Genomic DNA, 16,026 nt, shown 5'->3' with positions numbered 1-16,026 from the left:
GCCGCGGGCCCTTCCGGCATCTGTGGACCCGGCGCCGCGTGGATCCGGTGCTGCGGCGATCCGGCGCCACGTCAACTCGGCAGGGGGTCACGGCACCCGTCCGGGTGCACCTGACTCGCGCCGTCGCCGGGGCGCGCTTCTCATGGGGTGTGATGCGACACACACCCTGAGGAGGGACCTCCATGCCCGAAGCCGCCCGTGCTCGTTGGGTCCTCGCCGTCGCGACGTCCGTGGTCCTGGTGGCCACCGGGTGCAGCGGCAGCAACGGCGGAGGAGGCAGCGGCTCGTCGGACGCCAGCAAGACCTTCAGCTACCAGAGCAACGAGCCGCAGAACCCGTTGCAGCCCGCCAACGCGAACGAGGTCGGCGGTGGTCGCATCATTCAGAACCTCTTCAAGGGGCTGGTCGACTACGACCCCACCAATGCCAAGATCCGGATGCAGGTCGCCGACACGATCGACACCAGTGACTCGCTGACCTTCACCATCACCCTGAAGGACGGCTGGAAGTTCCACGACGGCACCCCGGTGCACGCCCAGAACTTCGTCGACGCCTGGAACTGGGGCGCCAACCCCGCCAACAACCAGATCAACAGCTCCTGGTTCTCCGACATCGAGGGCTACCAGGACGTCCACCCGGTCTCCGGCCAGCCGACCTCGGACAAGATGTCCGGACTGACCGTCACCGACGACCTGCACTTCACCGTCAAGCTGAACCACAAGGTCTCGTACTTCGAGTACAAGCTCGGCTACATCGCCTTCTCGCCGCTGCCCGAGGGCTTCTTCAAGGACCCGGCCGGGTACGGACAGAAGCCGGTGGGCAACGGCCCGTACCAGTTCGTCAGCTGGGCGCACAACAGCCAGGTGGTCACCAAGAGCTTCCCGGACTACCAGGGCGTGGACAAGCCGAAGAACGGCGGCGTCGTCTTCAAGATGTACACCACGTCCGAGGCCGCCTACGCCGACCTCCAGTCCAACAACCTGGACGTGATGGACCAGGTGCCGCCGTCCGCGCTGGCCACGTACAAGAGCGATCTCGGCGACCGCGCGGTGGACGCGCCGCAGGGCGCCATCCAGAACATCGGCTTCACCCTCTACCAGGCCGACTGGGCCGCCCCGGAGAAGGCCCAGGTGCGCCAGGGCCTGTCGATGGCGATCGACCGCGCGACCATCACCAAGACGGTGCTGCAGGGCTCCCGCGCGCCGGCCAGCGCCTGGGTGGCGGAGGGCGTCGAGGGCTACAAGGCCGGCACCTGCGGGGACTTCTGCAACTTCGACCCCGCCAAGGCCAAGCAGCTGATCCAGCAGGGCGGCGGCGTCCCCGGCAACAAGGTGCTGATCACCTACAACGCGGACGGCGGCCACAAGGAGTGGGTCGACGCGGTCTGCAACTCGATCCGGCAGAACACCGGCGTCGACTGCCTCGGTGACCCGAAGCCCGACTTCAAGACCGCCCGCCAGGCCATCACCGCGCACCAGCTCAACGGCGCCTTCCGCACCGGCTGGGTGCAGGACTACCCGCTGAACGCCAACTTCCTGGCCGACGTGTACCGCACCGGTGCCGCGTCCAACGACACCGGGTACAGCAGCCCGCAGTTCGACCAGGCGGCGACCCAGGCCGACGAGGCCGCCAGCGTCGCCGACACGGTGACCGGCTACCAGCAGGCCGAGGCGGTGCTGCAGAGCGGCATGCCGGCCGTCCCGCTCTGGTACTACCGCACCAACTCGGGCTACTCGACCAAGGTGCAGAACGTGAAGTTCGACTCCTTCGGCAACCCGGCCTGGACGCAGGTCGAGGTCAAGGGCTGATCCCCGGACCCTGATCCCCGCGCACCGGCCCCGCCCTCCCCGCACGGAGGGCGGGGCGCGGTCTCCCGGCCGACCGGCCCGGCCCGGTCGGCCACACAGGAAGGAGGCTCGGATGGGCAGTTACGTGCTGCGGCGGGTGCTGCAGATGATCCCGGTGTTCTTCGGCACCACGCTGCTGATCTTCGTGATGGTCTACACGCTGCCGGGCGACCCGGTGGTCGCGCTGTTCGGCGAGAAGGCCGCGGACCCGTCGGTGGTCGCGAGCATCAAGCACACGTACTACCTGGACCAGCCGCTCTGGAAGCAGTACCTGCACTACATGGGGAACCTCTTCCAGGGGGACTTCGGAACCAGCTTCACCGGCCGCCCGGTCTCCGACATCATGGCGGACGCCTTCCCGGTCACCATCCGGCTGGCGCTGATGGCCTTTCTCTTCGAGATGATCGTGGGCCTCGCCTTCGGCGTGCTCTCCGGGCTGAAGCGCGGCAGCATCGCGGACACCCTGGTGCTCATCCTGACCCTGGTGGTGATCTCTATCCCGGTCTTCGTGCTGGCCTACATCGCGCAGACCGTGTTCGCCACCAACCTGGGCTGGGTCACGCCGACGGTGCAGGACAGCTACGACCTCTCCCAGCTGATCCTGCCGGCGGTCGTCCTCGGCTCGCTCTCGCTCGCGTACGTCGCCCGGCTCACCCGGACCTCCATCGGCGAGAACCTGCGGGCCGACTACATCCGGACCGCGACCGCCAAGGGCCTGCCCCGGCGGACCATCATCTCCCGCCACCTGCTGCGCAACTCGCTCATCCCGGTGGTCACCTTCCTCGGCACCGACCTCGGCGCGCTGATGGGAGGGGCGATCGTCACCGAGGGCATCTTCAACGTGCAGGGCATCGGCAACGTCCTGTACCGGGCGATCAACCAGAAGGAAGGCCCGACCGTGGTCGGCATCGTGACCGTCCTGGTGATCATCTACCTGGTCGCCAGCCTGCTCGTCGACCTGCTCTACGCGGTCCTGGACCCGAGGATCCGCTATGTCTGACATGCACGACGAGGACTCCTATGAACCACACCCCAAGCCTGGTGTCTCCCGTCTCGACTACGCGGGGGAGCAGGGCATGGCGGTGGAGCAGGAGACCCTGGTCGAATCCGACGTGGAGAAGCGGGAGGAGGCCCGCAGCCTCTGGGGCGACGCCTGGCGGGACCTGCGCCGACGGCCGATCTTCCTGCTCTCGGTCGTGCTGATCGTGCTGCTGGTGCTCGTCGCGATCTTCCCCTGGGCCTTCACCGACGCCAACCCGCGCAGGGCCGACCTGGTGCACGACTACCTCCGGCGGCCGGACTGGACGGACTTCTTCGGCGCCGGCTGGTTCGGCTACGACGCCCAGGGCCGGTCCATCTACGCCCGGGTGGTCTACGGCGCCCGGGCCTCGATCACCGTCGGCATCTTCGTGACCGCCGCGGTCACCCTGCTCGGCGGGCTGACCGGCATGGTCGCCGGGTACTACGGCGGGGTCGTCGACGCGGTGGTCTCCCGGATCGTCGACATCTTCTTCGGCATCCCGCTGCTGCTCGGCGCCCTGGTGCTGTTGAACGCGTTCACCGTCCGCACGGTGTGGACCGTGGTGGTCGCCCTGGCCGTCCTCGGCTGGACCCAGATCGCCCGCGTCATGCGCGGCGCGGTGCTGACCGTCAAGCAGTCCGACTTCGTGACGGCGGGCCGGGCCCTCGGGGCCGGGACCGGACGGCTGATGCTCCGGCACATCCTGCCGAACGCGGTCGCGCCGGTGATCGTGGTGGCGACCATCGCGCTCGGCGGCTACATCGCGACCGAGGCGACGCTGAGCTTCCTCGGCATCGGCCTGCAGGAGCCGACCATCTCCTGGGGCATCGACATCTCCTCCGCCCAGAAGGTGATCCGGACCGCGCCGTACGTGATGTTCTTCCCGGCCGCGGCGCTCTCCATCACCGTGCTGGCCTTCATCATGATGGGCGACGCGGTCCGCGACGCCCTCGATCCGAAGCTTCGCTGAGCGAGGGAGCGCATCGTGAGTACAGCGGTGGACACCACCGGGCGCGAGCAGGAGGCGCCGTACCAGGGGCCGCTGCTCGACGTGCGGGACCTGCACGTCGAGTTCGTCACCCGGGACGGCGTCGCCAGGGCCGTGAACGGCGTCAACTACTCCGTCGCGGCGGGGGAGACGCTGGCGGTGCTGGGGGAGTCCGGCTCGGGCAAGTCGGTGACGGCGCAGGCGATCATGGGCATCCTGGACATGCCGCCGGCCAGGATCCCGCGCGGCGAGATCCTCTACCGGGGCCAGGACATGCTCAGGATGAGCAAGGAGGAGCGGCGGCGGATCCGAGGCCAGAAGATCGCGATGATCTTCCAGGACGCGCTCTCGGCGCTGAACCCGGTGCTCAGCGTCGGCTACCAGCTGGGGGAGATGTTCCGGGCGCACCGGAAGGTCTCCCGCAAGGAGGCCCGGGACCGGGCCGTGGAGCTGATGGACCGGGTGCGCATCCCGGCCGCCGGGCAGCGGGTGAACGACTATCCGCACCAGTTCTCCGGCGGTATGCGCCAGCGCATCATGATCGCGATGGCGTTGGCCCTGGAGCCGGACCTGATCATCGCGGACGAGCCCACCACCGCGCTGGACGTGACGGTGCAGGCGCAGGTGATGGACCTGCTGGCCGAGTTGCAGGCCGAGTACAACATGGGCCTGATCCTGATCACCCACGACCTGGGTGTGGTCGCCGACGTCGCGGACAAGATCGCCGTGATGTACGCGGGCCGGATCGTCGAGACGGCCCCGGTGCACGACCTGTACGCCCGGCCGGCGCACCCGTACACCCGGGGACTGCTGGACTCCATCCCCCGGCTCGACCAGAAGGGCCAGGAGCTCTACGCGATCAAGGGCCTGCCGCCCAACCTCCTGCGCATCCCCGAGGGCTGCGCCTTCAACCCCCGCTGCCCGCGTGCCCGGGACCGCTGCCGGACCGAGGTGCCGGAGCTGTTCCCGGTGACCGAGGAGGACGGGACGCCGCTGGAGGGGCGCGGCAGTGCCTGCTTCTTCTGGAAGGAGACCCTCCATGACCGTTAACGGGTCCAGCGCACTGGGCGCGGCGATGCCGGAGGAGGTCGCCTTCGAGCAGGAGGTGCCGCGCGGCCGGCCGATCCTCGAAGTCCGGGACCTGGTCAAGCACTTCCCGCTCACCAAGGGCGTCCTGTTCAAGAAGCAGGTCGGCGCGGTGAAGGCGGTCGACGGGGTCACCTTCGAGCTGATGCAGGGCGAGACGCTCGGGATCGTCGGCGAGTCCGGCTGTGGCAAGTCCACGCTGGCCAAGGTGCTGATGAACCTGGAGCCGGCCACCTCGGGATCGGTCCGCTACAAGGGGGAGGAGATCTCCCGGCTCTCCGGGGCCGGGCTGAAGGCGGTCCGCCGGAACATCCAGATGGTGTTCCAGGACCCGTACACCTCGCTCAACCCGCGCATGACGGTCGGCGACATCATCGGTGAGCCGTACGAGATCCACCCCGAGGTGGCGCCCAGGGGCGACCGCCGCAAGGCCGTCCAGGACCTGCTGGATGTGGTCGGGCTCAACCCCGAGTACATCAACCGCTATCCGCACCAGTTCTCCGGCGGTCAGCGCCAGCGCATCGGCATCGCCCGCGGTCTCGCGCTCAAGCCGGAGATCATCATCTGCGACGAGCCGGTCTCGGCGCTGGACGTGTCCGTCCAGGCGCAGGTGATCAACCTGCTGGAGCAGCTGCAGGGCGAGTTCAACCTGTCGTACATGTTCATCGCGCACGACCTCTCCATCGTCCGGCACATCTCCGACCGGGTCGGCGTGATGTACCTGGGGAAGATGGTCGAGATCGGCAGCGACGCGGAGATCTACGACCACGCCACCCACCCGTACACCCAGGCGCTGCTCTCCGCGGTGCCGGTGCCGGACCCGAGGGCGCGGGAGATCCGGGACCGGATCGTGCTGACCGGCGACGTGCCCTCGCCGGCCAACCCGCCGTCCGGCTGCCGCTTCCGCACCCGCTGCTGGAAGGCGCAGCAGCGGTGCGAGGCCGAGGAGCCGCTGCTGGCCGCGCCGTCCTGGCTGGACGGCGCGGCGCGGCACGACTCGGCGTGTCACTTCGCGGCGGAGCGGGAGGCCGGGCAGGGCGCCGGCTGAGACCGGTCGATGACCAGGGCGCGCCCCTGCCGGCGGGGCGCGCCCATTCCCGTGACGGAAAAGAGATCTGCCGCAGGCTCGCCAAGTGCGGTCCGTTCCTTGATAGTTGCTCTGCGCCCAGCAGTGGGTGCCGCGGCGCCGGGGAGGCTGCTCTGATGGACGCGGTGGAGCTGATCGGCGGCGGTCGGGGGAGCGCGGAACCCGGGGCGCCGCTGCTGGAGGTCGACGACCTGCACGTGGAGTTCCGTACCCGGGACGGCGTCGCCAGGGCCGTCAACGGGGTGAGCTACTCCGTCGCGGCGGGGGAGACGCTGGCGGTGCTGGGGGAGTCCGGCTCGGGCAAGTCGGTGACGGCGCAGGCGATCATGGGCATCCTGGACATGCCGCCGGGGCGGATCACCGCGGGGCGGATCCTGTTCCGCGGCGAGGACCTGCTGACCATGGGTGCCAACGCCCGGCGGTCCATCCGGGGTGGGCACATCGCGATGATCTTCCAGGACGCGCTCTCGGCGCTGAACCCGGTGCTCAGCGTCGGCTACCAGCTGGGGGAGATGTTCCGGGCGCATCGGAAGGTCTCCCGCAAGGAGGCCCGGGACCGGGCCGTGGAGCTGATGGACCGGGTGCGCATCCCGGCCGCCGGGCAGCGGGTGAACGACTATCCGCACCAGTTCTCCGGCGGTATGCGCCAGCGCATCATGATCGCGATGGCGTTGGCCCTGGAGCCGGACCTGATCATCGCGGACGAGCCCACCACCGCGCTGGACGTGACGGTGCAGGCGCAGGTGATGGACCTGCTGGCCGAGTTGCAGGCCGAGTACAACATGGGCCTGATCCTGATCACCCACGACCTGGGTGTGGTCGCCGACGTCGCGGACAAGATCGCGGTGATGTACGCGGGCCGGATCGTCGAGACGGCCCCGGTGCACGAGCTGTACGCCCGGCCCGCGCACCCGTACACCCGGGGACTGCTGGACTCCATCCCCCGGCTCGACCAGAAGGGCCGGAACCTGCACGCCATCAAGGGCCTGCCGCCGAGCCTGCTGAGCCCCCCGGAGGGCTGCGCCTTCAACCCCCGCTGCCCGCGTGCCCAGGACCGCTGCCGGACCGAACTCCCCGCGCTGACACCGGTGACCGGCGAGCACGGGACGGAGCTGGCGGGCCGCCGCAGCGCCTGCCACTACTGGCGCGAGACGCTGCACGGCTGAGGCCGCGCCCGGCCCGGCCGGCGGCTACTTCGCGAAGCCGACGTTCTCCCAGACGATGTCGGACAGGCCCTGCGCGCCGATGTTGGCGAGGTCGGCGCGGGCCCCGTACAGCTGCGGGCGCTGGTAGAGCGGCAGGACGCCGGCCACCTTCCAGAGCTCCCCGTCGGCCTGGTTGATCGCCTCGGTGGCGGTGGCGGCGTCGGCCGCGGCCGCCGCCCGGTCGAGCGCGGCGTCCACCGCCGGGCTGCCCGCCCCGACGTGGTTGGTGCCGCCGCTCTGGACGAAGTTGGCGCGGTTGCCGCTGGCCGGGAAGGGGGTGCCGATCAGCGAGTAGGCGGCGATGTCGAAGTCGTTGCGGTTGACGTACTTGTCGAAGAACTCGTTGGCGGGGGCGGTCACGGTGGTGACCTTGATGCCGACGTCCTTGAGCATTCTGGTGGCGTTGGCGGCCTCGGCCTGGGCCGGGTTGACGCCGGCCGGGACGACCATCCGCAGGTTCAGCTCGCGGCCGTCCTTCCTCCGCACGTCGCCGTCCAGCTTCCAGCCGGCCGCGTCCAGCTTGCGGGCGGCCTCGGCGGGGTCGTAGCGGGCCAGGCCCAGGGAGTTGTCGCGGTAGCCGTTCTGGTTGGTGACCAGCAGGTGGTTGTTGAGCGGGACGGCGGGCCAGTCCAGGCCGCTGAGGTCGGAGCGGATCACCACGTCCCGGTTGATCGCCTGGAAGACGGCCTGGCGCACGGTCGCGTCGCCGAGCGCGGGAGTGCGGGCGTTCAGGGTGAGCTGGCGGAAGTCCGGTCCGCCGGCCCGGCGCACCGCGGCGCCCTTGGTGTTTCTGACCACCTGGTAGCCGGCCACGTCCGGGCCGATGTTGACGAGGTCGAGCTGTCCCTTGGCGAAGGCGGCGGGCATCGCGTCGGGCAGCATCGCGTGGAAGACGATCCGGTCCAGCACCGGCTTGTCGCCCCACCAGGAGGGGTCGGCGACCAGGGTGACGGTCTGGGCGGCGCGGTCCAGCTGCTCGACCTTGAACGGGCCGGCGGTGACCGGGAACGCGTCCAGGTAGGAGGAGTTGAACAGCTCCGGCGTGGAGATCCGGCCGGCGGGCAGCAGCGGGGCGTTGCCGGCGCTGTTGAACATCGACTGCCACTCGGAGAACGGGTGGTCGAAGGTCATCACGGCCTGGAAGTCGTCCTTGCCGCGCTCCACCGCGGAGACCAGCTCGAAGCCGGTGCTGCTGGAGGACTTGTAGGCCGGGTCCTTCCCGTTCAGGGCGCGCCAGTTGGCCTCGATGTCGCGCCAGGTGATCGGGGTGCCGTCGGACCAGTGGGCCTTCGGGTTGAGCGTCCAGGTGACCACCTGCCGGCCGTCCCGGAGCTCGGCGTGCGCCTCCTGCAGGTAGGCCGGGTTGGCGGTCTGGGTGCCGGCCGCGTCCGAGCGGAAGAAGGTCGGCAGCAGCGGCTTGCTGACCATGACGGTCGAGGACTCGCTGCCGTCGGTGTGGATCGGCGACCACTGGCGGGAGAACTGGGCGATCGCCAGGTTCAGGGTGCCGCCCTGGCGCAGCTGGGCCCGGTCGTGCGGGTTGATGTCGACCGAGGTGAGCTTGGGCGACGCGAGGGCGGCCGTCGGGGCCTCGGCGGCGTCCTGACCGGAGGTGCAGGAGCAGAGGGCCAGCGAGAGGGTGAGGGCGGTGAGACCGGCGAGCAGGGCCGTCCCGTGGTGCTGGAGGCGGCGGCGCATCGGCGTGCTCCCCGGGGTGGATGTGGCGGATGGTGTGGCGTCACATCTTGCTGACCGGGACGGGTGTTGTCGAGGGGCGGGCCCGGATGCGGGCCCGCCCCTCGTGCGGTGCGGGTACGGCGGACGCGGACGCGCCGGCCCCCGACCGCGTCAGACCACGAACTTGAAGGTGCGGTCCTTGTCGCCGGTCTTGTCGAGCACCGAGGTGATGCCGTCCGCGACGTCCTGCGGGGTGATCGCGGCGACCTGGCCGTTCTTCTTGACCTTCACCTTGTCGAACGCGGTGCCCAGCTGGGCGGCGAGCGCGTCGAGGTCCCACTTGGGCACGATCTTGCCGGAGGCGTCCGGAACGAGGGTGAGCGCCTTGGCGGCGGTCTTCGGGCCGAAGTCCCAGGACTTGGCGCCGGCCACGACGTGCACCTTGCCCGCGGCGATCTGCTTGCCGAGGGTGTCGGCGGCACCCTGGAGGGCCTGGGTGGAGATCTTCGGCTGGGCGGCCGTGACGGCCAGGGCGATCGGCTGCTCGGGCTTGCCGTCGGCGCGGTCGCGGTAGGCCTGCGCGATCACGTCCAGGGCGCTCGCCGAGTCCACCGCCTGGCCGGCCCGGCCGGGCACGACGATCGGCTCGCCGTTGACGTCGCCGAACTTGACGTAGCCCTCCTGGAGGCCCTGGCCGGAGCCGGCCGCGAGGGTGTCGAGAGCGGCCTTGAGCTTGGCCTTGTCGACCTTGACCTCGGGGGCGACGGTCTTGGTGCCGCCCTTGAGCGACTTGAAGACGTCCAGCGGGTTGTAGCTGTGCTGGGCCAGGCCGTCCACGGTGGCGGTGGTGTCGAAGCTCAGGCCGGCGACCGCCGGGTCGAGGTCCACGGCCTGGTCGCCGATCTTCAGCTTGAGCGGCTGCTGGCCGGCCTTGCCGACCGACTCGTCCAGCTGGTGGATCGCCTGGTCGCGGCTGCTGCCGCCGATCTCGGCGCCGAGCACCACGGTGCCCTTGGGGACGTCGGACTGGTTGAGCATCAGGCCGGTGCCGTACGCGGCGGCGCCGAGGAACAGCACCGCGACGACGCCGTAGACGCCCAGCTTGACCAGCTTCTTGCCGGCCCCGCCGCGCTTGGCCCTGGCCGGGGCGGCGGGCTCGGCCTTCGCCTTGGCGGGGGCCGGAGCGGGGGCCGGGGTGGCCTTGGAGCCCTTGGAGCCCTCGGGCCGGGGGCCGGGTGCCGGGGCCGGCAGCGGGGTGACCGCGGTGGCCTCCGGGTCGCCGGGCTGCGCGGCGGTGCCGGGCGCGCCCGGGAAGAGGGCGCCGGGGCCCGCCGGAGCGGCGGGGACCTCCTGGCCGTGGCCGGGGGCGGCCGGGCGCTGGGCGGCGAACGGGTCGGTGCCGGTCGGGGCCGAGGCGAACAGGCCCGGCTGCGGACGGCCGTCGGCGCCGTGCGGGGCGCCGTTGCGGGGCAGGCCGGGTATCGCGGCGGGCGGTGGGGTGTTGTCGCGGATCGGCGCGAAGCCGTCGACGGAGGTGTCCTCCGGGTTCGGCTCGGTGACCGGCCCGGCCTGCGGGTGCGGCGCGGGCGCCTGGTGGCCGTTCGGCTGGAAGCCGTTCTGCGGGCCGGGCTGCTGCGGCCCGCCCGGCCGGTTCTTGCGCTGCTGACGGTTCTGCGGCTGCCCGTTCTGCCGCCCGTTCTGCTGTCCGGGGTTCTGCTGCCCGCCGTTGCGCCGGGGCAGGCCCTGCGCGCCGGCGTCGGGAACGGAGGTGCCGAACGGGTCGGTGACCGGCGCGAACGGGTCGGCGGCCTCGTACACGCCGGGCTCCTCCACCGGGGCCTCGGCGTGGAACGGCGCGACGGGCGCGGCGGCCGGGTTCGGCCGCTTGCCCTGGGCGGGCACCGACCGGCCGTTCGGGGCGTCGTTCCGCGCGCCGTCGGCACGGGCGGGCCGGCCCGCGGCCGGACGGGCACCCTGCGGGTGCGGCTCGGCGCCGCCGGGGGCGACCGGGACCTCCGTGGTGCCCACGGCACCGGCCGGAACGGTCGCCGGAGCCGTGGCCGGCGCGGACTCGGCGGTCGCGGCCTTCTTCTGGCGCGGACGGAACCAGGCGCCGGTGGACTCCGACTCCGAGGTCGCCGGCGGGATCGGCGGGATCTGCCACTCCGGCGGCAGGTTCGGCGGGGCGGCCTGGTGGCCGCCGTCGTCCATCACACCGAGGACGGGCGAGGTCGGCGCGGAGCGGTGCCGCGGGCCGCCCGGTTCGGCGGCGGCGGCCGGGGCGTCATCGCCCGGGCCGTCCTCGTTCTTGACGGTGCTGCGGACGACGACCGGCGGGATCGGACGCGAGCCGGGGATGTTGATCCGGACCCGGGTGGTCAGGGTGGTCTCGGTCTTCGGACCGTCGTCCTCGCCGCCCGACGCGGTGCCCGGTCCGGCGTCGGCCCGGTCGCCGCCGGGGAGCCCCGGCGTGCCGTAGGGCGGGGTGCCCGACGGGTAGGCGTCCGGGCCCGTGCGCCGGGGCGTCGGGTGGGCGTTGTCAGATTCGCGGCTGCTCAATGCTGCTCTGCTCCGGGTTCGCGGGCGGGCCGTGCGGCGCGACCGCGGTTCGTGGTCGCCGGGCCTTGACTGGGGCGGGCGGCGGTCGGGTACGGCGTTCTGCGGGACCACCATACTGGGAAGAACTGAGCGGCGAACGGCTTCGGACAGATCCTGATACGTCCGGTTCCTCCGGTATGAGAGTAAGGCCGTACGCTCCTGACTGCTCGTCGTACGCGGTACGGTACGCCGTGCACGACCCGGGTCAGCGCGGGGGGCCGGGCACCCCGGGGAACCAGCTGGTGCGGGTGGGCAGGGTGGCGCAGATCACGCCCAGCACCGACCCGGCGAACAGCCAGGCCAGCGAGGTGGCGTTGGACCACAGCACGTTGTCGCCCTCGGGCCGGGGCACGATCAGCAGCAGCATCGCCAGGAACCAGCCGGCCGCGGGCGCGCCCGCGCCGAGCCGGGTGCCGGTGACCCGCAGGCCGCCGTAGAAGGTGGCGCCGGTCGCGGCGAGCGCCAACAGGACTCCCACCGGCGGCCACAGGGCCTGCACAAAGGCTCCGCAGACCGACACCGCGGCACCCAGCAGGAAGAACAGGACGTAGGCCACGATCCGGGCGGCACGCGGGGGCCGGGGCTCCGCCAGCCGCTCCTCGCGGGTGCCGAGGACGGCGGCGGCGAGCGTGCGGCGCGGCGGTGTGGCGTCGGACTTGCTCATCGGGTGCCCTCCTCGGCGTGGGCGGCGTCGAGCGGAAGGCCGGCGAACAGGTCGTCCTCCGGCCCGCCCGGCCCGGCCTGGCCGTGCACCAACTGGTAGTACTCGGTGGTGAACAGCGGCTGGGCGAGGTCGTTGGAGAGCGCGAAGAAGGCGCCGTCCACGGTGATCTGGGTGGCGTGGGCGGTCAGCGCGGCGGCCTTGCGCCCCGCGTACGCCGCGCCGTCCAGGACGGTGGTGACCACCTCGTCGTCGACCACGCCGGGGACGTCGGAGGGCTGCGCCACGCCCGGGAAGGACGCCTTGGCGGCGGCCTCGGCGAGCCCGGCCTCGATCACCGAGCGGGGCATCCGGTTCCAGTACACCTTGGCGATCCGCCAGGCCGGGCCCAGCTCCGGCCGGTGCGCCGGGTCGGCGGCCAGCTCGTGGGCGCGCATCGCGACCCGGTGCGCCTGGATGTGGTCCGGGTGCCCGTAGCCGCCGTCCGGGTCGTACGTGACCAGTACCTGCGGGCGCGCCTCGCGGATCACCGCGACCAGGTGGCCGGCCGCCTCCTCGACGTCCGCCCGCCAGAAGCAGCCGGGCACGTCGTTCTCGGGCACGCCCATCATCCCGGAGTCGCGGTAGCGCCCAGGGCCGCCGAGGAAGCGGAAGTCGGTCACGCCGAGGGCGCGCATCGCCTCGGTGAGCTCGCCGATCCGGTGCGCGCCGAGGGTGTCGTCCCGATCGGCCGTCAGGTGGGCCAGCCGCGCGGGGATCACCTCGCCGCCCTCGCCGAGGGTGCAGGTCACCAGCGTGACCCGGGCGCCCTCGGCGGCGTACCGGGCCATGGTGGCGCCGTTGCCGATCGACTCGTCGTCGGGGTGCGCGTGCACCAGGAGGAGGCGGCGGCCGGTAGTCGCGGTCATGGGAGGAAGCCTAGGGCCTGTCGTCGCGCTCCCGTCGTCCGCCCGGACGGCGGGCGGGGCGGGCGCGCGGGCGACGACAGGCCCTCGCGGGCCGCGGCGGCGGGGTCAGAGCCTCAGGCCGTTGATCATTCCGGCGAGGTTGCTGGTGACCTGGCTGATCGACGGGGCGATCGAGCTGGAGGCCAGGTAGAAGCCGAGCAGCGCGCAGACGATCGCGTGCGCCAGCTTCAGGCCGGACCGGCGGATCAGGATCACCACGATGACCAGCATCAGCACGGCGGCGGAGATGTTCATGGCCATGTCGGCTCACACCCCTTCTCGGGCACGCCGCCCGGGGAGAGCGGCGAGGGACGGTGCGGGACTGGGGGCTGCGGGTGACCGCGGTCCGGGACGGGGCCGGGCGTTCACTCGCGCGACAAGTCATACCCGATGAGTGAGGGTGTCATTACCCTCGGTGAGTCCGCGCGCGCCGGGGCATCGCGGCATCCGAGGGGCGCGTGGGCCGGTCGGAGGCGGTTTGGACCTCTTTGGGGCGTACTTGTCGACGATGCTCCGAACGAGTGATCAACTCACGCCCGGGGGCGGTGGTCCGTCGTCATAAGGTCTGGTGCCATGACCTCCCACACCTCTGCCGACACCTTCCCGAGGCAGTACGCGCGGACCCTGCGCTACACCGTCGGCGCGCCCCGCTCCTTCTCCGTCGCGCCGGACGGCTCGCGGGTCGTCTTCCTCCGCTCGCGATCCGGCCGCGACCGGGCCAACCTGCTCTGGACCCTCGACACCGCCACCGGCGAGGAGCGGGTCGCCGCCGACCCGGCCGCGCTGCTCGGCGGCGGCGAGGAGGACCTCTCGCCGGCCGAGAGGGCCCGCCGCGAGCGCAGCCGCGAGGGCTCGGCCGGCATCGTCGGCTACGCCCTGGACACGGCCGGGAAGCTGGCCGCCTTCGCCCTCTCCGGCCGCCTGTTCACCGCCGACCTGGCCACCGGCGCCACCGCCGAACTGCCCGCCGAGGGGCCGCTGCTGGACCCGCGCCCGTCCCCGGACGGCGCCTACGTCGCGTACGCCAACACCGCCGGCGAGCTGCGGCTGACCCGCACCGACGGCGGCGGCGACCGGGTGCTCGCCGAGCCGGACGGCCCGAACGTCACCTGGGGCCAGGCCGAGTTCATCGCGCAGGAGGAGATGGACCGCGACCGCGGCTTCTGGTGGTCCCCGGCGGGCGACCGGCTGCTGGTCGAGCGCGCCGACGACAGCCCGGTGCGCCGCTGGTGGATCGCCGACCCGGCGAACCCGGACCGTGAGCCCGCCGAGGTCGCCTACCCGGCGGCCGGCGGCGCCAACGCCGAGGTCGGGCTCTGGCTGCTCGACCTGCACGGCGGGCGCACCGAGGTGGTCTGGGACCGCGAGGCCTACCCGTACCTGGGCCGGGTGCACTGGTCGAAGGGCGGCGTGCCGCTGCTCCTGGTCCAGACCCGCGACCAGCGCGGCCAGCGGATCCTCGGCCTGGACGCCGCCACCGGCGCCACCGAGGTGCTGCACGAGGAGAAGGACGGCGTCTGGCTGGAGCTGTTCCCGGGCGCGCCGGCCTGGACCCCGGACGGCAAGCTGGTCCGGATCTCCGACGAGGGAGGCGTGCGGGCGCTGGTGATCGGCGACCGCGCCGTGACCGGGGCCGACCTGCACGTCCGCTCGGTCGTCGCGGTCACCGAGCGGGAGGTGTTCTTCGGCGCCGCCGGCGGCGCCGAGGAGACCGACCCCGAGCCGGGCTGGATCGGCGTCGGCCGGATCAGCCACGACGGCACGCGACTGGGCTGGGAGTCCGCCAACGGGCGGCCGTTCACCTCCGTCACCAGCGCGGTGCACGGCGGCGGGATCACCGTCCGGGCCACCGCCGAGCCGGACCTGCCCGGCACCCTGGTCCAGGTCGCCCGGGACCTGCCCGAGGGCCTGGCGGTCGACGACGTCGCCACCATCGCCTCGTACGCCGAGACCCCGGTCATCACCGCCCGCCCGGTCTTCCGCTTCGCGGGCGAGCGCCGCATCCCGGCCGCCGTCTTCCTGCCCACCGGCTACGACCGGGAGCGGGACGGCCTGCTGCCCGTCCTGATGGACCCGTACGGCGGCCCGCACGGCCAGCGCGTCGTCCAGGCGCACAACCCGCACCTCAACTCGCAGTGGTTCGCCGACCAGGGCTTCGCGGTGGTCGTCGCCGACGGGCGCGGCACGCCCGGGCGCGGGCCGGCCTGGGAGAAGTCGATCGCCTTCGACTTCGCCGGGGCCACCCTGGACGACCAGGTGGAGGCGCTGCAGGGGCTCGCCGGGGAGTTCCCGCTGGACCTCGACCGGGTCGCCGTCCGCGGCTGGTCGTACGGCGGCTACCTCTCCGCGCTCGCCGTGCTGCGCCGCCCGGACGTCTTCCACGCGGCGGTGGCCGGGGCGCCGGTGACCGACTGGGAGCTGTACGACACCCACTACACCGAGCGCTACCTGGGAGACCCGGCCGAGCGGCCCGAGGTGTACGCCGCCAACTCGCTGAGCGGGTACGCGGCGGGCCTGGAGCGCCCGCTGATGATCATCCACGGGCTGGCGGACGACAACGTGGTGGCCGCGCACACCCTGCGGCTGTCCTCGGCGCTGCTCGCCGCCGGGCGCCCGCACACCGTGCTGCCGCTGTCCGGCGTCACCCACATGACCCCGCAGGAGGAGGTCGCGGAGAACCTGCTGCTGCTCCAGGTCGACTTCGTGAAGCGCTCGCTGGGGGCGTGACACCCGTCCGACCAGCGCTTTCGGCGGCCGGTGCCCCTGACGGGGGTACCGGCCGCCGGCATGACATCCGTCATGCCGAAGGCACGACGGCGCACACTGCCGCCGCCACCCGCCCGCGCGGGACTCTGAGGTGGTGCGAACAGCACCCGACCGTGACACCACGGGCGCGACACCATCAGAGG

General features: G+C 72.3%; 12 protein-coding genes. 7 read left to right on the top strand and 5 right to left on the bottom strand.

Annotated features, from left to right (window positions below):
• Positions 1–182 precede the first annotated feature (182 nt).
• The 6 genes from ACWGJO_RS07235 (at position 183) to ACWGJO_RS07210 (ending at position 7,195) form a co-directional block, all read left to right on the top strand.
• A complete protein-coding gene (locus ACWGJO_RS07235) occupies positions 183–1,808 on the top strand; it encodes a peptide ABC transporter substrate-binding protein (protein WP_452182554.1) in 1,626 nt (541 codons plus the stop codon).
• 112 nt (positions 1,809–1,920) lie between these two features.
• Positions 1,921–2,847 carry an ABC transporter permease gene (locus ACWGJO_RS07230; RefSeq protein WP_380633855.1) on the top strand — a complete coding sequence of 309 codons (927 nt, stop codon included), beginning with the start codon at positions 1,921–1,923 and terminating at the stop codon, positions 2,845–2,847.
• Between the two features lie 76 nt (positions 2,848–2,923).
• Positions 2,924–3,838, top strand: coding sequence for an ABC transporter permease (locus ACWGJO_RS07225; protein WP_359899595.1), 915 nt, complete (start codon positions 2,924–2,926; stop codon positions 3,836–3,838).
• Positions 3,839–3,853: 15 nt separating this feature from the next.
• On the top strand, positions 3,854–4,906 hold the full coding sequence (locus tag ACWGJO_RS07220; RefSeq protein ID WP_452182553.1) for an ABC transporter ATP-binding protein: 1,053 nt from the start codon (positions 3,854–3,856) through the stop codon (positions 4,904–4,906).
• 25 nt (positions 4,907–4,931) lie between these two features.
• Entirely contained in the window at positions 4,932–5,990 is a 1,059-nt protein-coding gene (locus ACWGJO_RS07215) for an ABC transporter ATP-binding protein (protein WP_452182564.1), read from the top strand.
• A gap of 155 nt (positions 5,991–6,145) precedes the next feature.
• Positions 6,146–7,195 (top strand): ABC transporter ATP-binding protein, encoded by a 1,050-nt coding sequence (locus ACWGJO_RS07210; RefSeq protein WP_452182552.1) that lies wholly within the window; start codon positions 6,146–6,148, stop codon positions 7,193–7,195.
• 24 nt (positions 7,196–7,219) lie between these two features.
• Here the strand turns inward: ACWGJO_RS07210 and ACWGJO_RS07205 are convergent, their stop codons facing one another.
• The 5 genes from ACWGJO_RS07205 to ACWGJO_RS07185 all read right to left on the bottom strand — a co-directional run bounded on the left by ACWGJO_RS07205 (position 7,220) and on the right by ACWGJO_RS07185 (position 13,378).
• Positions 7,220–8,932 (bottom strand): ABC transporter family substrate-binding protein, encoded by a 1,713-nt coding sequence (locus tag ACWGJO_RS07205; RefSeq protein WP_452182551.1) that lies wholly within the window; start codon positions 8,930–8,932, stop codon positions 7,220–7,222.
• Positions 8,933–9,082: 150 nt separating this feature from the next.
• The gene (locus ACWGJO_RS07200) at positions 9,083–11,470 is read right to left on the bottom strand and encodes a hypothetical protein (RefSeq protein ID WP_452182550.1); all 2,388 of its coding nucleotides are present in this window, start codon (positions 11,468–11,470) and stop codon (positions 9,083–9,085) included.
• Between the two features lie 244 nt (positions 11,471–11,714).
• On the bottom strand, positions 11,715–12,173 hold the full coding sequence (locus ACWGJO_RS07195) for a DUF6113 family protein (protein WP_452182549.1): 459 nt from the start codon (positions 12,171–12,173) through the stop codon (positions 11,715–11,717).
• Entirely contained in the window at positions 12,170–13,078 is a 909-nt protein-coding gene (gene mshB / locus ACWGJO_RS07190; RefSeq protein WP_452182548.1) for an N-acetyl-1-D-myo-inositol-2-amino-2-deoxy-alpha-D-glucopyranoside deacetylase, read from the bottom strand. Before mshB ends, ACWGJO_RS07195 begins: the two co-directional genes overlap by 4 nt.
• Before the next feature lie 105 nt (positions 13,079–13,183).
• Positions 13,184–13,378 carry a DUF2304 family protein gene (locus ACWGJO_RS07185; protein WP_049658010.1) on the bottom strand — a complete coding sequence of 65 codons (195 nt, stop codon included), beginning with the start codon at positions 13,376–13,378 and terminating at the stop codon, positions 13,184–13,186.
• 312 nt (positions 13,379–13,690) lie between these two features.
• On the opposite strand from ACWGJO_RS07185, the gene ACWGJO_RS07180 reads away from it, so the two are divergent.
• Positions 13,691–15,844, top strand: coding sequence for a prolyl oligopeptidase family serine peptidase (locus ACWGJO_RS07180; protein WP_452182547.1), 2,154 nt, complete (start codon positions 13,691–13,693; stop codon positions 15,842–15,844).
• Positions 15,845–16,026: the final 182 nt, after the last annotated feature.

The organism is Kitasatospora sp. NPDC054795, from assembly GCF_053611565.1.
This window is presented reverse-complemented; position numbering and strand designations above follow the sequence as displayed.

Coding starts and splice junctions, on each gene's coding strand:
- ACWGJO_RS07235 (WP_452182554.1), top strand. CDS start 183: ATGCCCGAAGCCGCCCGTGCTCGTTGGGTCCTCGCCGTCGCGACGTCC.
- ACWGJO_RS07185 (WP_049658010.1), bottom strand. CDS start 13,378: ATGGCCATGAACATCTCCGCCGCCGTGCTGATGCTGGTCATCGTGGTG.
- ACWGJO_RS07230 (WP_380633855.1), top strand. CDS start 1,921: ATGGGCAGTTACGTGCTGCGGCGGGTGCTGCAGATGATCCCGGTGTTC.
- ACWGJO_RS07195 (WP_452182549.1), bottom strand. CDS start 12,173: ATGAGCAAGTCCGACGCCACACCGCCGCGCCGCACGCTCGCCGCCGCC.
- ACWGJO_RS07210 (WP_452182552.1), top strand. CDS start 6,146: ATGGACGCGGTGGAGCTGATCGGCGGCGGTCGGGGGAGCGCGGAACCC.
- ACWGJO_RS07180 (WP_452182547.1), top strand. CDS start 13,691: ATGACCTCCCACACCTCTGCCGACACCTTCCCGAGGCAGTACGCGCGG.
- ACWGJO_RS07225 (WP_359899595.1), top strand. CDS start 2,924: ATGGCGGTGGAGCAGGAGACCCTGGTCGAATCCGACGTGGAGAAGCGG.
- ACWGJO_RS07205 (WP_452182551.1), bottom strand. CDS start 8,932: ATGCGCCGCCGCCTCCAGCACCACGGGACGGCCCTGCTCGCCGGTCTC.
- mshB (WP_452182548.1), bottom strand. CDS start 13,078: ATGACCGCGACTACCGGCCGCCGCCTCCTCCTGGTGCACGCGCACCCC.
- ACWGJO_RS07215 (WP_452182564.1), top strand. CDS start 4,932: ATGCCGGAGGAGGTCGCCTTCGAGCAGGAGGTGCCGCGCGGCCGGCCG.